This window comes from Mesorhizobium sp. 8 (assembly GCF_006351905.1).
GTDB lineage: Bacteria > Pseudomonadota > Alphaproteobacteria > Rhizobiales > Rhizobiaceae > Mesorhizobium > Mesorhizobium composti.
The window spans coordinates 3,900,590-3,915,207 of sequence record NZ_CP040914.1; the positions used below are offsets into that span (position 1 = coordinate 3,900,590).

At 65.2% G+C, this 14,618-nt stretch carries 14 protein-coding genes; 3 read left to right on the forward strand and 11 right to left on the reverse strand.

Going from position 1 to position 14,618, the window contains the following annotated elements:
- Positions 1 to 9 precede the first annotated feature (9 nt).
- The 11 genes from FGU64_RS18880 to FGU64_RS18930 all read right to left on the reverse strand — a co-directional run bounded on the left by FGU64_RS18880 (position 10) and on the right by FGU64_RS18930 (position 10,691).
- Positions 10 to 876: a LysR family transcriptional regulator gene (locus tag FGU64_RS18880; RefSeq protein WP_246671148.1), complete on the reverse strand. Its 867-nt coding sequence runs from the start codon at positions 874 to 876 to the stop codon at positions 10 to 12.
- Between the two features lie 186 nt (positions 877 to 1,062).
- Complete coding sequence (locus FGU64_RS18885; protein WP_139954559.1) at positions 1,063 to 1,938, reverse strand: ABC transporter substrate-binding protein; 876 nt, start codon at positions 1,936 to 1,938, stop codon at positions 1,063 to 1,065.
- Positions 1,939 to 2,036: 98 nt separating this feature from the next.
- A complete protein-coding gene (locus FGU64_RS18890) occupies positions 2,037 to 2,825 on the reverse strand; it encodes an amino acid ABC transporter ATP-binding protein (protein WP_139955448.1) in 789 nt (262 codons plus the stop codon).
- A complete protein-coding gene (locus tag FGU64_RS18895) occupies positions 2,825 to 3,688 on the reverse strand; it encodes an amino acid ABC transporter permease (protein ID WP_246671372.1) in 864 nt (287 codons plus the stop codon). Before FGU64_RS18895 ends, FGU64_RS18890 begins: the two co-directional genes overlap by 1 nt.
- 211 nt (positions 3,689 to 3,899) lie before the next feature.
- Positions 3,900 to 4,880, reverse strand: a complete 981-nt coding sequence (locus tag FGU64_RS18900; RefSeq protein ID WP_139954560.1) for a nitrate ABC transporter substrate-binding protein — start codon at positions 4,878 to 4,880, stop codon at positions 3,900 to 3,902.
- Between the two features lie 10 nt (positions 4,881 to 4,890).
- Positions 4,891 to 5,694 carry an aldolase/citrate lyase family protein gene (locus tag FGU64_RS18905; RefSeq protein ID WP_139954561.1) on the reverse strand — a complete coding sequence of 268 codons (804 nt, stop codon included), beginning with the start codon at positions 5,692 to 5,694 and terminating at the stop codon, positions 4,891 to 4,893.
- A 201-nt stretch (positions 5,695 to 5,895) separates the two neighbouring features.
- Entirely contained in the window at positions 5,896 to 7,074 is a 1,179-nt protein-coding gene (locus FGU64_RS18910) for a M20 aminoacylase family protein (protein ID WP_139954562.1), read from the reverse strand.
- A gap of 37 nt (positions 7,075 to 7,111) precedes the next feature.
- Positions 7,112 to 7,885, reverse strand: a complete 774-nt coding sequence (locus FGU64_RS18915; protein WP_139954563.1) for an amino acid ABC transporter ATP-binding protein — start codon at positions 7,883 to 7,885, stop codon at positions 7,112 to 7,114.
- Complete coding sequence (locus FGU64_RS18920; RefSeq protein ID WP_139954564.1) at positions 7,885 to 8,802, reverse strand: amino acid ABC transporter permease; 918 nt, start codon at positions 8,800 to 8,802, stop codon at positions 7,885 to 7,887. The genes FGU64_RS18915 and FGU64_RS18920 overlap by 1 nt, the downstream gene beginning before the upstream one ends.
- A 10-nt stretch (positions 8,803 to 8,812) precedes the next feature.
- Positions 8,813 to 9,682 carry an ABC transporter substrate-binding protein gene (locus FGU64_RS18925; protein WP_139954565.1) on the reverse strand — a complete coding sequence of 290 codons (870 nt, stop codon included), beginning with the start codon at positions 9,680 to 9,682 and terminating at the stop codon, positions 8,813 to 8,815.
- A 34-nt stretch (positions 9,683 to 9,716) separates the two neighbouring features.
- Positions 9,717 to 10,691: a nitrate ABC transporter substrate-binding protein gene (locus tag FGU64_RS18930; RefSeq protein WP_139954566.1), complete on the reverse strand. Its 975-nt coding sequence runs from the start codon at positions 10,689 to 10,691 to the stop codon at positions 9,717 to 9,719.
- 98 nt (positions 10,692 to 10,789) lie between these two features.
- Here FGU64_RS18930 and FGU64_RS18935 point away from each other — a divergent pair, with 98 nt between their 5' ends.
- From FGU64_RS18935 to FGU64_RS18945, 3 genes are all read left to right on the forward strand, one after another.
- Complete coding sequence (locus FGU64_RS18935; protein ID WP_139954567.1) at positions 10,790 to 12,133, forward strand: aminotransferase class I/II-fold pyridoxal phosphate-dependent enzyme; 1,344 nt, start codon at positions 10,790 to 10,792, stop codon at positions 12,131 to 12,133.
- Positions 12,134 to 12,448: 315 nt separating this feature from the next.
- Positions 12,449 to 13,663, forward strand: coding sequence for a glycine betaine/L-proline ABC transporter ATP-binding protein ProV (proV, locus tag FGU64_RS18940; RefSeq protein WP_139955450.1), 1,215 nt, complete (start codon positions 12,449 to 12,451; stop codon positions 13,661 to 13,663).
- A gap of 21 nt (positions 13,664 to 13,684) precedes the next feature.
- Entirely contained in the window at positions 13,685 to 14,614 is a 930-nt protein-coding gene (locus tag FGU64_RS18945) for a proline/glycine betaine ABC transporter permease (RefSeq protein WP_139954568.1), read from the forward strand.
- Positions 14,615 to 14,618 lie beyond the last annotated feature (4 nt).

A 14,618-nucleotide genomic window follows, 5' to 3' on the forward strand; every position in this document is an offset into this window, starting at 1 on the left:
CCGGAGGCCTCAGACCGGCGAGGACGCAATATCCGCGCAGATCTTCTTGAAATGCCGCACGAAGGCCCTGGTCAGGTCCGAGCTTTTACGATGCGGATAGATCAGCTCGATGGTCACGTCGATGCGCGGCTCGAACGGCCGCGCCGAGAGCCGGTCCCGTGGATGGAAGCGCAGTGAGAACTCGTCCACCAGCCCGATGCCGATGCCGTTTTCGACATTCGGATAGACCGAGTTCACGTTCTCCACGGTCAGCACCGCCTCCGACGGCGCGTTGCCCATGACCTTTTCGTAGATCAGGTAGAGCCACTGATGGCTTGGCGGGTAGGAGACCTGCGGCCATGCGTTCAGCTCGGCGTGGCTGATGGAATCAAGCGCCTCCAGCGGATGGCCCCTGGGCATGATGCAATACATGTGCCCGACACAGACCTGCTCGACCTCGAGCCCTTCCGCCTTGGCCTCGCCCGTGCCGAACGAAATGCCGAGGTCGACGCCGTCCGTCGCCACGGCCTCGTAAACGGCCTTGCGCGGGCGGACGAGCAGGTTCATCCGCGCATCCGTGTTCTCGGCCATGAAGTCCTTCAGCGCATGGGCGATCAGGCCGCTGCTGAGCGGCTGGATGGTGGCGATGCTCATGCGCTGAGAAACGTCGCGCTGGAGATAGGTGATGGTGTCGGCGATCGCCTGGAAATGCCGGAAGTTGCGCTGCAGGGCCTCGAAGAGGACGCGTCCCTCGTTGCTGGGTATCAGCCGGCCGCGCTCCTTCAGGAACAGGGCGAGCCCGAGCTGATCCTCGATGCGGCGGATCATGGTGCTCACCGTCGGCTGCGAGATCTGCAGGCGCTCCGCCGCCGCCGTGATGCTGCCGGCAGAGATCACGGCATAAAACACTTCAAGCTGGCGCAGGCTTAAAGAACGTGAAGGTGCAATCGGGTTTATCGCCGGCCGCGTCTGCGGGGTCGCGTTGATCGAGCGTCGCTGGGGCATGGCGCATGAATAGCACGCAGCCCGGCAGCGGCGCTACCGGGCTGTTTTGGCCGGCAGGTCACGCCTGCCGCCTCGTGGTCACTTGGCCAGGTTGACGCCGGCCTTCTCGACCATGTTGCGTTCCAGGCCCCATTTTTTCATGATCTGTTCGTAGGTGCCGTTCTCGACGAGCATGTCGAGGCTCATCAGCATCGCCTTGCCGAGATCGGAATCCTTCGGCGCGATGCCGCCCTGATAGATATCGCCGAAGCCGTTGGGCAGGTTGGTGGCCGCCAGGTCGAGCAGGTTCGGCGCCTGGGAAACGAAATAGGTCAGCGGCGCCTGGCCGGAGAAGAAGCCGTCCGCCCGCTTCGAGCGCACCGCCAGGATCGCGCCGTTCTGGTCCTGGAAGGACTGGATGGTCGTCGGCTTGCCGGCGGCCTCGCATTCCCCGACCTTCTTCTTCAGCACGCGTTCGGCCGAACCTGCCGCCATGACGGCGATGTTCAGGCCGCAGACGTCGTCGAGCGACTGGATGTTGTGGGGATTGCCCTTCTGCACGGCGAAGGCGACGTATTCCCGCACCCAGTCGATGAAGTCGATCTTGGCGCGGCGGTCGGGAAAGTCGCCGATCGGGCCGACCGACATGTCGTAGCGGCCGGCGTCCAGGCCGGCGAGCATCGGCGCCAGGCCGCCGATGGTCTGGTGGCGGATTTCCACGCCCATGATCTGGCCCATGGCCACGGCGAGATCGGCCGCCGCGCCCTCGACTTCGGTCGGGCTGATGATGATCTCGTAGGGCGGATAGGAGCCGGTATTGACCGCCACCATATAGCCGCGATCGCGGATCGCTTGCGGCACCAGCGCGCGCACGTCCTGGTTCACCTGCTGCACCGGAACATCCTCGGCCTGCGCCGACGATGCCATCAGCAGCGCCGCCAGCAGGGCCGACAATCCGAACGTTTTCATTGCCATCAGTTCAATCCTCCACTTCTGATGCGATCAGCGCCGCAAGGCGCCCTGTTTGTGTGCGTGCTACTTTCCGAAAACCGGCTCCTTACGGGGCAACATGGTCAGATCACGCGATTCAGGAATGCGCGCGTGCGCGGATGAGAGGGGGCGACCAGCACCTGGTCGGGCGGCCCTTCCTCGACGATGTGGCCGCCGTCCATGAAGATCACGCGGTCGGCGGCCTCGCGCGCGAAGCTGATCTCGTGGGTGACGACGATCATGGTGAGGCCGCTGCGGGCGAGGTCGCGCATCGTCTCCAGCACTTCGCCGACCAACTCGGGGTCGAGCGCGGAGGTCGGCTCGTCGAACAGGATCAGCCGCGGCCGGATGGCGAGGGCGCGGGCGATAGCCACGCGCTGCTGCTGGCCGCCTGAAAGCTGCCGGGGATAGGCGTTGGCCTTTTCCGACAGGCCGACGCGCTTCAGCAGCGTCCTCGCGTAAGCCTCGGCCTCGCCGCGCTTCTCGCCGTAGACCCCGACCGGCGCCTCGATGATGTTCTGCATCACCGTCATGTGAGGATAGAGGTTGAACTGCTGGAACACCATGCCGATGCCCCGGCGCTGGCGGGCCAGCTGCGCGGGGCTGGCATGGTAGAGCGTGCCGTTGCGCGTCACATAGCCGACCTGCTCGTCGCCGACCGTGATCGAGCCCTTCTGCATCGCCTCGAGATGGTTGATGCAGCGCAGGAAGGTCGATTTTCCCGACCCCGACGGGCCGAGGATGACCACCGTCTCGCCGACGCGCACGTCGACGTCGATGCCCTTCAGCACCTCGTGGTCACCATAGGCCTTGTGGACGTCGCGCGCCGCGACCAGCACCGGGGCGGGTGGATTTGTCTCGCCGGCCGCCATCATGCAAGCTCCGCTTCGGAGAAATCGGGTTGCCGTTGCCCGTCGCGCCTGTCACCGCGCGCGTAATAGGCTTCGATGTAGGACTGCCCGATATTCAGGATGGAAGTGATGAACAGATACCAGACAACCGCCACCATCAGCATCGGGATGATCTCGAAGGTGCGGTTGTAGACGGCCTGCACGGAATAGAGCAGGTCGTTCATGGCGATGACGCTGACCAGCGACGTGCCCTTGATCATGCTGATGAGCTGGTTGCCGGTGGGCGGGATGATCGATCGCATCGCCTGCGGAATGACGATGCGGCGCAGCGCCCGTTCGCGGGTCATGCCGAAAGCCTGCGCGGCTTCGCTCTGGCCCGGATCGACCGAGATGAGGCCGGCGCGGATGATCTCGGCCATGTAGGCCGCCTCGTTGAGCGCCAGTCCGACGATCGCCGCCGTCAGCGGCGTTATCAGCGTGTTGGTGTCCCAGCTTATCAGCGTCGGGCCGAACGGGATCGTGATCGAGATTTCTGGAAACAGCGTCGCCAGATTGTACCAGAAGATCAGCTGCACCAGCATCGGGGTGCCGCGGAAGAACCAGATGTACAGGCTGGCGAAACCGGAAGGGAGGCGGTTGGCCGACAGGCGGCATATCGCCAGGAGGAGGCCGATGGCCGTGCCGAGCGCCATGGCGACGACGGTGAGGCCGAGGGTTACCATCAACCCCTGCATCACCGAGGGCTCGAACAGCCATGCGAAGACGACATTCCACTGGAATGCCTGGTTGGCGATGATGACCCACGCCATGTAGAGCGCCAGCAGCAGGATGGCGGCGGTCAGGCTCCGGCGCGCGTAATTGGCCGGCGAAACGGCGAGCGACACGTCCCGGCCCTGGACGGTGGCAGGCTTGCCGCCGCCGTTCCGCTCTCTCGCCGCCAGTTCGATTTCGCCGGGCTGTGGCACCGCAACAGGCCTCCCTTCGCCTCTTTCCGCGATTAGAGTGTCGTGTGCTGTCCGGCAAAACAGCTAAATTTTGAGCGGGGCATAGACGCTGACTATGGGAAGGCCCCGCCGGTGCCGTTTCGGATCGCAATCAGGAAGGGGCCGAAAGCATCGCTTCGAAGTCGCGGAACAACTGGTCCGGGTCTGCCGAGGATTGCACCAGACCCTGCGCGACCTGTTCCTGGCACATGACGGCCAGCATGCGCCGTGTCGCAGGCGACGTGTGGCCGAAGGGCGGCGTGTCGTCGGCGAAGTCGGCCAGCATGGTCTCGACCTCGGCCGTAGCCCATGGCGATGTCTCGCCGAAGTTCTTCGCCTTGGTCCACCACTGCCGCCAGGAGGCGCGCAACGCCTCGTAGACGGCAACGACCGCCGCCGGATGCCGCTCGGCAAACTCGCGCCGGAAGGCCATGACGTGGAACGCCGGATAGATGCCGGTGCGCTTGTGGAACTCGGTTTCCGCCGAACGGAAATCGACCACCAGCCGCCGCGCGGCGCCGTCCGGCGTGAACACCATGTCCGGCATGAAGGCGGTGGTGATGGCGTCGATGCGGTCGGCCATCATTTCGGCCATCAGATTGCCGTCGTCCGGCAGGAATTCGGTTCCGGGCGGCGGCGGGACATCCTGCGGCGTGCGCGGCTTCAGCTTGGTCGTCTCGTCCAGATGGCCGATGACCCAGCGCACGTCGCCTATGTCGACGCCGGCGTCGCGCAGCGCCTGGCGGGCCCACAACGTGCCGCTGTCGCTCCATGAATTGCAGCCGATGCGCTTGCCGCGCAGGTCCGACAGGCTGGTCAGGCTTGAATCGCGGCGCACGATGTAGTTGCGATGCCGGAAGCCGCGCAGCACGAAGGCCGGTATGCCGACGAGGCGGCGGTCGCCGTTCGCGTAACCCATGACGTAGCGGTTGAACGAAACTTCGCCGACATCGACCCCATCGGCGAACTCGTTGCCGATGCTGCCGCGGAAATCGACAGTGAGGTCGATGCCCGGCGTGGGCACGTTGCCGAGGATCAGTGGGCAGAACTGGTCGTAGGGCCGCAGCACCATGTTGACTTGAACGTTGGACACGGGCCTGCCCTCAGCTTGCCGGATCTTGATCGACCGAAAGCCCCGCCGCTTCGCGGAAGCGCCGGATGTCGGCCACGCAGGCGTCGTGCAGCCGGCTGGCGTCGGAGCCGCTGGCAATGAGCGAATAGCCGCGCTCGACCATGTCCTTCAGCGACTTGCCGGGCCACAGCACCGAACCGAGGGCCTTGCCGGCTCCCTTCGCCGCCTGCTCCACGGTTTCGATCATCTGCATCACCCGGGGATGGGTCATCTGCCCCATAAGACCCGCCGAGGCGGAAAGGTCGTAAGGGCCGACGAAAATCATGTCGATGCCGGCGACGGCGGCGATTTCGGCGGCGTTGCGCACGCCCTCCACCGTCTCGATCTGCACCGCCAGGAACACGTTGTCATTGGCGGTTGCGGCATATTCCTTCGCCTTGATGCCGAACCCGGAAGCGCGCACGGTGCCGGGGGCGGCGCCCCGGTTGCCCTGCGGAGGATAGCGGCACCAGTCGACGATCCGGCGTGCTTCTTCGGCGGTCTCGACCGATGGAGTCACCAGGCCGGCCGCACCGAGATCGAGCACCCGCCGCATGTAGTTGCCGTCCATGCGCGGCACGCGGACCAGTGAGACCGTCGGCGACGCTTCCAGCGCCAGCAGTTGCAGGCCGAGCGCCATGTGGTCGCCGATGCCGTGCTCGTGGTCGATGATGATGAAGTCGAAGCCCGCTTCGCAGATCACCTGCGTCGCGAAGGGGCTGCCAAGCACGCTCCAGCTTCCATAGACGCGTTCGCCCTGCGCGATACGCCGCTTCAACGTGTTCGGTCGATACATCGTTCGTCTTTCGCCCTGGATTGCAGTTTGGGAACCGGCGAAAGGATAGGCGGCAGGACCTCGAAGGAAATCGAAATAATCTCGGCATGCCATAAGGGCTGGCTATGGCCTTGCGGCCGTTCGACCCCACACGATGAAAAGCGCAGGGCGACCGGCAAGGCCGGTCGCCCGAACTGCCTGACCGCGCGGTCGTCTTGCCGTCTACGCCTGCAGGTAGCGTTCGGCGAGCCGCGCCCACAGCGCCGCGCCCGTCGTCAGGCTGGCGTCGTTGAAGTCGTACTTCGGATTGTGCAGGAAGGCCGAGCCTTCGCCGTTACCGAGCCTGAGGAAGCAGCCGGGCTTGTGCTCGAGGAAGTAGGCGAAATCCTCGCTTCCCGGAATCAGCGGGCATTCGGAGACGTTTTCCGCGCCGACCAGTTCGGTGACGACTTCTGTCGCGAAGGCGGTCTCTTCCGGCGCGTTGACGACAACGGGATAGCCATGCTCCCAGTCGATGTCGACCGTCGCGCCGTGCGCCTCGGCCACTGCGGCGGCGATCGCCCGGATCCGCTGCTCCAGCGTCTTGCGCACTTCTGGTGAGAAAGAGCGGATGCTTGCCGCGATCTCGGCGCGCTCCGGAATGACGTTGGAAGCCGTTCCGCCGTGGATCGTGCCGACGGTGACCACGGCCGTCTCGGTCGGGTTGACGCTGCGCGACACCACCGTCTGCAGTGTCATGACCAGATTGGCCGCCGTCACGATCGGATCGACGGCTAGATGCGGGCGCGAGGCATGGCCGCCGCGGCCGGTGATGGTGATGGTGGCGGTGTCGGCCGCCGCCATCAGCGGCCCCGACCGCGTAAGAAAGCTGCCCGCCGGGGCGCCGGGATGATTGTGCAGCCCGAAGATGGCGTCGCAGGGAAACCGCTCGAACAGGCCGTCGGCGATCATCGCCTGCGCGCCGCTGACCTTGCCGGCTTCCTCCGCCGGCTGGAAGATCAGGTTGACCGTGCCGGTGAAATGGCGGGTCCGCGCCAGATATTCGGCGGCGCCGAGCAGCATCGTCGTGTGGCCGTCATGGCCGCAGGCGTGCATGACGCCCGGCTTCGTGCTGGCGTAGGGCAGGCCGGTCTCCTCGACGATCGGCAGCGCGTCCATGTCGGCGCGGATGGCGATGCTGCGGCCGCCGGCTCCCTGCTTCAGCCGCCCCACCACACCATGGCCGCCGACATTGCGGGTGACCTCGTAGCCCCAGGCCTCCAGACGTTCGGCGACGTAGGCGGCGGTTTCGCGCTCCTCGAAGGAAAGCTCGGGATTGGCATGGAGGTGGCGGCGCGTGCGCATCAGCTCGGCCTCCTTGTCCTTGAAATCCGGGAGGGAGGCGAACTGATTGGATGTCATGGCTTTCTACTCGACTTGGAAGGGGCGGACGCCGCCGTCAGATGAAGCGGCTGAGGAAGCTGCGGGTGCGCGGATGCGACGGGTTGGTGAGAACTTCGCCCGGCGGGCCGGTCTCGATGACGTTGCCGCCGTCCATGAAGACAACGCGGTCCGCCGCCTCGCGGGCGAAGCCGATCTCATGGGTGACGACGATCATCGTCAGGCCCTGGTTGGCGAGGTCGCGCATCGTCGCCAGAACCTCACCGACCAGTTCCGGATCGAGGGCCGAGGTCGGCTCGTCGAACAGCATGAGTGTCGGCCTGATCGCCAGCGCGCGGGCGATGGCGACGCGCTGCTGCTGGCCGCCGGAGAGCTGGCGCGGATAGGCGTCCATCTTCTGCTCCAGCCCGACGCGGGTGAGCAGTTCGCGGGCGTAGCGTACGGCCTCGTCGCGCCCCTGGCCATGGACGCCGACAGGCGCCTCGATGACATTCTCCAGCGCCGTCATGTGCGGGTAGAGGTTGAATTGCTGGAACACCATGCCGATCTTGCGGCGCTGGCGTGCGATCTCGCGGTCCGACAGCCGGTCGAGCCGGCCATTGCGCAGGCGATAGCCGATCTGCTCGCCAGCGACCTCGATCGCGCCCTGGTCGATCGTTTCGAGATGGTTGATGCAGCGCAGGAAGGTCGACTTGCCGGAGCCGGACGGGCCGAGGATGACCACCGTCTCTCCGGGTGCAACGTCGAGATCGATGCCCTTCAGCACTTCGTTGGAGCCGAACGCCTTGTGGACGTTGCGCGCCCGCACCAACGGACGATCAGGCGCGCTCATCATGCTGGCTCCGGCTGGTTGCGGGGATCGGGTGCGGCCGGTGCATTTCCCGTGCCGCGGTCACCGCGGGCATAGTAGCGCTCGATCGCGCTCTGGCCGACATTCAGGATGGAAGTAATCAGAAGATACCACAGCACCGCGACCATCAGGAGCGGGATGATCTCGAAGGTTCGGTTGTAGATCGACTGCACCGAGTAGAGCAGGTCGGCCATGGCGATGACGCTGACCAGCGAGGTCGCCTTGATCATGCTGATGAGCTGGTTTCCGGTCGGCGGCACGATGGACTTCATCGCCTGCGGGATGATGACGCGGCGCAGTGCGCGGCCGCGCGTCATGCCGAAGGCTTCGGCCGTTTCGGCCTGGCCCTTGTCGACCGACAGCAGTCCGCCGCGTATGATTTCCGCCATGTAGGCCGCCTCGTTGAGCGCAAGGCCGAGCACCGCCGCCGTCAGCGGCGTGATCAGGTCGTTGGTGTCCCAGCTCGCTATGCCGATGGAGATGCGCGGGAACAGCGTCGACATGTTGTACCAGAAGATCAGCTGGACCAGCAGCGGCGTGCCGCGGAAGAACCAGATGAACAGCGCCGAGAGCGACCACGCCAAACGATCCTTCGACATGCGGGCGATCGCCAGCAGAAGGCCGAGCGCGATGCCGATCGCCATGCCGACGACGGTGAGGCCGAGCGTCACCGTCAGCCCCTGCATGACCGTCGGGTCGAAGAAATACTGCGCGACGACGGGCCATTCGAAATTGGGATTGATGGCGACGATGTAGGCGAAACCGCCCGCCAGGATAAGCGTCACGCCCCACAGGATGACCCGGTCGAGCGGGAAGGGCCGGTGGGCCCTGCGCACGTCGCGCAATTCATCCTCTTCGAGGCGCGGCAATCTTGCCGCGAGGCGGGCGGTGTCCGTCATGATCCGCTCCTTACTGACCCTGGTTGATGCCGGGCTTGTCGATCATGTTGTTCTCCAGGCCCCACTTCTTCATGATGGCGGCATAGGTGCCGTTGTCCATCAGGATCTTGAAGGAGTCGCGCAGCACCTCGCCGAGCGGCGAGCCCTTCGGCACGACCGCGCCCTGGTAGATGTCCTTAAAACCGTTCGGTTTGCCGACGGCGGCCAGTTCGAGCTGGCCGTTCGCCTGCTGGACAAAATAGGTCAGCGGCGCCTGCGACGAGAAGAAAGCGTCGGAACGCTTCGAGCGCACCGCGAGAATCGAGCTCGGCTGATCGGTGAAGGACTGAACCTCGACGGCCGTCTTGCCGTCGTCGGTGCACTTCTTCGACTGCTCCTTGATGACCTTCTCGGCCGAGCCGCCGGACATCACGGCTATGCGCTTGCCGCAGGCGGTATCGAGCGAGGTGATGCCGGCCGGATTGCCCTTCTGCACTGCGAAGACGACGTATTCGCGCACCCAGTCGACGAAGTCGTTCGACTTCTGCCGATCCGGATAGTCGCCGACCGGACCCATGGCGAACTGGTAGCGGCCCGAGTTGATGCCGCTGAGCAGGGCCGGAAGGCCGGCCACCGAAGCGTGGTCGATCTCGACACCGAGAAGCTGGCCGATGGCGTCCGAAAAGTCCTTGGTCGCGCCGGTCAGTTCTGTCCCGGTGACGATCTCGTAGGGCGGGAAGGAACCGTTGTTGACGGTTGTCATCTTGCCGGCGTCGACGATCTCCTTCGGCAGGCGGGCGCGCAATTCGTCGTTGACGCTCTGCTTCTGGATGTCCTGCGCCAGTGCGCCCTGCGCCATCATCACCGCGAACGACGCGATCAGAATGCCTTTCAGTTTCATTTTGTTCTCCTTCCCGATGTTGAAATGAACCCGATCATGCCGATGCCGCCCGCAAGCTCGCGGCAAAGGGAAACAACTCCTCGGCCGACACCCGACGGGACAGGATTTCCTGCACATGCAGTTCGCCGGCGAAATCCTCTATCATACGGCGGTTTACCTCCATGCCGCTATCGTTCCAGGCTGGCGGCAGAGCGTGTGCGGCTTCCAGCAGTTCCTCGATGATCCATGGCGAGGTCTCGGCATATTTGCGACGCTTGGCGGTCCACAGGCGTTGGCTTTCGTCGACAAGGCGCGACAGTTCCTCCGGCAACCATGGATGCCGGTCGGCGATCTCGCTCTTCACCGCCACCAGATGCATGCCGGGAACGTAGCCCACGTCATCGAAATAGCGCCGCTCGGCGGTTCGGAAATCCCTGACCAACTGGCGGAACCCGGATCCTGGCCGGAAAAAGTCGGCCGGCATGAACGGCGTGAATACCGCGTCGAGTTCGCCTTCCGCCAGAAGCTCCATCATCGGCCGCTCGCCCGGCGCCGCCTCGATGCGCCCGGGCCGGCCGAAGCCGTCGAGCCGATCGACGATCGGATGCTCCGCGGTCAGCCGGCCGGCGAACCAATAGGCATCCTCGACGCCGACACCCTCCCGGCGCAGCGCAGCGCGCGTCCAGGTGTTGCCGGAATCGCGCCAGCCGGTGACACCGATGCGCTTGCCGGCGAGCTGGTCGAGCCGTTCCAGCGGGCTGGCTTCGGTGGTGATGATGCAGCGGTGCCGAAACCCACGCATGATGAAGCACGGCATGCCGACGATGCCGTCGCCGCCTTCGGCCATCGCCGAGACATAGCGGCTGAAGGACACTTCGGCCGCGTCGTAGGCCGGATCGGTTGCCAGGTCCGGGATCAGCGTGCCCACCCGGTCTATGGACACGTCGAGCCTGTCGGACTTCACGTCGCCCAGGATCAGCGGGGTGAGGTAGTCCCAGTCGCGGGTGGCGAACCGAATGGAAACAGGCATGAGAAACTCGCAGGCACAATTGGACAAATCTGCCGTTAAATGTTTAGCATACTCCGATCAAACGTTATTACGTTATTGAACATTAATTCGGGGAACCAATGGGCGATTTCGACGCGGAATGGTTCGCGCAGCGGCTCGGCGACCGCACCGCCCGGGGGATCGCGCGTGAAACGGCGGCACTCATCCGCAACGGCGCGCTGCCGGTCGGCTCCCGGCTGCCGCCGGTGCGCGACATCGCCTACGCGCTGGGGGTCAGTCCGGCGACCGTCTCGATGGCCTGGAGCGATCTGAGGCGCCACAGGATCATCGACGGGCGAGGGCGTAACGGCGCCTGGATCAGGACCGACCGGTTCACCGCGAGGCCGGAACGGCTCATGAGCAGCGGGAACTACGGAGCGGGCGTCCTCAACCTGGCGATCGCCGAGCCCGACATATCGCTGCTGCCGCCGCTCGGTGCGGCCCTCGCGCACGGCGCTCAGGCCGGACGCCTCAACAGCTACGAGCGTGTGCGCATCCTGCCGGAGCTGGAGGCGGCCGTGCGGCCGGACTGGCCTTACGAGCCGGGTGCCTTTCTGGCCACCAATGGTGGCTACAACGCGATCTATACGCTTCTCCACGCCCTTGTCCGGCCCGGCGTTCCGGTGGCGATCGAAGACCCGACCGCGCTGCGCCTGCTGGACATCCTGGAAGACCTCAATGTGCCGATCCTGCCGGTCGAATGCGATGAGGCAGGGCCGTTGCCGCAATCGCTGGCAAGCGCGTTGGAGCAGCGCCCGGCCGCTTTCATCTTCCAGCCGCGCGTGCATTCCGTGACCGGGGCGCTGGTGTCGGCGCAACGGCTTGAGGCACTGGGGGACGTGCTCGCCGGAACCGACGCGTTGATCATCGAGGACGACGGCGTCGGTGGCGTCTGCGCGGCGCCGCGCATTTCGCTCGGCCGCCGCTTTCCCGGCCGCGTCATCCACGTCCTCTCCTTCTCCAAGACGCATGGTCCGGATCTGCGCCTCGCGGTTCTTTCCAGTTCGGCGACGCTCGTCGAGCAGATCCAGTCTTATCGCAGTTTCAGCTCGGGTTGGACGAGCCGCATCCTGCAGGCCGCGACCGCGTGGCTGCTCACCGATCCGGCGACGGCCGCGACGGTGGCGTGGGCACGCGATGTTTACAAACGCCGTCGGGAACTTCTCGCCGAGGAGCTTGGGCGGCGCGGCGTCACCGTCAGGGCGGGTCACGGCCTCAGTGTGCTGATCCCCGTCGCGCAGGAAAGCTACGCAATGGTCACGCTGGCCTCGCGCGGCATAGCCGTGAACGCCGGCGCCAAATTCTCGCCCGGCGCGACGAACGCCATCCGTCTCGCGACCAGCGTCCTGCCGGAAGAAAGGGCCGCGCAGGTCGCCGAGTCGATCGCGCTGGCCGCCAGCCCCGAGCGAACGGCCAGTTGGTGAAGACGCCGGCCACGGTGGCGATCCCGGCGCCCGGTAAGGACGACCGATCCTTAGCCGGCAAAACGCTTGCTTTCAATGATGCGGCGCGGGCGGCGGCATCGCCGATCCGCTTTGGAAGCGGTCGTTGGGTGGACAGGCCGTTTTGTAGGGCTTATATAAACGAACGTAACGGGCGAATCCTTCCGCTTTGGCGGTGAGAATTCACGTATCGCGAGCGCGGCAGGGTGGGGATGCCGTGTATTTATCCGAAACAAAGGAGAGATTATCCGCCGAGGCAAGCGGGTTTTAATCTTGAGAGTTGCATTGACTGTAGCATTGAATGAATACGATAGAGAGCCTGGTGTCAAAGTCGGGCTGAGAAATGTCTACAAGGTTTTCGGAGAAGGCTCCGCGCAAGCATTGGAGATGGCGCGAGCCGGCAAGAGCAAAGTCGAAATCCATGCCGCCACGGGCAGCGCGATCGGCGTCGACGACGCCAGCTTCGACATCATGGACGGCGAGATCTTCGTCATCATGGGCCTGTCGGGTTCCGGCAAATCGACCCTGCTTCGTCTCCTCAACCGCCTGATCGAGCCGACCGCCGGCGTGGTCGAGATCAACGGCCGGGACATCACCAAGATCTCGCAGCGCGATCTCATCCAGTTGCGCCGGCGCGACATGAGCATGGTGTTCCAGTCCTTCGCCCTGCTTCCCAACCGCAACGTACTCAACAACGCCGCCTTCGGCCTCGAAATCGCCGGCGTCGGCGAGGCCGAGCGGACCGAAAAGGCGCTCGCCGCGCTCGATTCGGTCGGTCTGAAGGATTATGCGCAAAGCAGGCCGGACGAATTGTCCGGCGGCATGAAGCAGCGCGTCGGTCTCGCCCGCGCGCTGGCCAGCGAGCCGACGATCCTGCTCATGGACGAGGCCTTTTCCGCGCTCGACCCGCTTATCCGCACCGAGATGCAGGACGAGTTGATGCGGCTTCAGGCTGAGCAGAGCCGCACCGTCGTCTTCGTCAGCCACGATCTCGACGAGGCCATGCGCATCGGCGACCGCATCTGCATCATGCAGCACGGCAAGGTGGTGCAGGTCGGCACGCCCGACGAGATCGTCTCGCGGCCCGCCAACGATTACGTCCGCTCCTTCTTCCGCAACGTCGACGTCTCGCAGGTTTTCAAGGCCGGCGACATCGCCCGCAAGACGCAGCTCACCCTCATCGACCGGCAGGGCGCCTCGGCGGCGGCCGCACTCGAGCGGATGGAGCAATCGGGCCGGGACGTCGCCATCGTCGTCGGCCGCGACAGGAAGTACCGCGGCATGGTCAGCCAGGACGCGTTGGTCGAGAACGTCAAGGCCAAGATCGCCTCGCCCTATCTCGACGCCTTCCTGCCGGACGTGAAGCCGATCGACGCCAGCGAATCCCTGTCGAACGTGCTCGGCCTGGTGGCGGCAAGCCGCTGGCCGGTGCCCGTCGTCGACGAAGAGGGCCGCTATGTCGGCTCGCTCAGCAAGTCGTCGCTTCTGGAAACGCTCGACCGCACAGGTTGAGCCGAACCGAAGGAAACATCCATGGACTTCGATTTCAGTGTCGGCCACGGCGCCGACGTCACGGTCAATTACATCCTCGACCATTTCACGCCGGCGCTGGATGCCATCGCCGCCGGCATCGGCTTCGTCACCAACGGTGTCGAGGGCGTGCTGACCGCCATTCCGCCCTTTGCCGGCATCGCCATCCTCGCGCTTCTGTCGCTGTGGCGGGTCGGCTGGAAATTCGCCGTCTTCACGGTCGTGGCGCTGGCGCTGGTCAACCACATGGCGCTGTGGGAAGGCACGATGGAGACGCTGTCGCTGGTGCTGTCGGCAACGGCGGTCGCCGTCGTCATCGGTATCCCTGCCGGCATCGCGATGGCGCGCTCGAACAGGGTGGCCGGTATCTTCAGGCCGGTGCTCGACCTCATGCAGACGATGCCGGCCTTCGTCTACCTGATCCCGGCCGCCATGTTCTTCGGCCTCGGCGCGGTGCCCGGCACCATCGCCACCGTCATCTTCGCCATGCCGCCGGTGGTGCGGCTGACCAATCTCGGCATTCGCCAGGTGCATTCCGAGTTTGTGGAGGCGGGGCTCGCTTTCGGCTGCACGCCGGCGCAGCTTCTGTTCAAGGTGCAATTGCCCAACGCGTTGCCCTCGATCATGGCCGGCGTCAACCAGACCATCATGCTGTCGCTCTCGATGGTCGTCATCGCCTCGATGATCGGGGCAGGCGGGCTCGGCAATTCCGTGCTCACCGGCATCCAGCGCCTCGATGTCGGCGGCGGTTTCGAGGGTGGCCTCGCCGTCGTCATCCTGGCCGTGGTCCTCGACCGGATCACCCAGAGTTTTGGCAGGGGCGGCTCGGGCTTCCTGAGCTTCCTTGCCTTCCGCAAAGCCGGAGGGCGCTTGCAAGCGACTCCGCCGAACAGCGTTCCGGCTGACGACGAGCGGCGCTCCGCCGCTGCTTGAAACT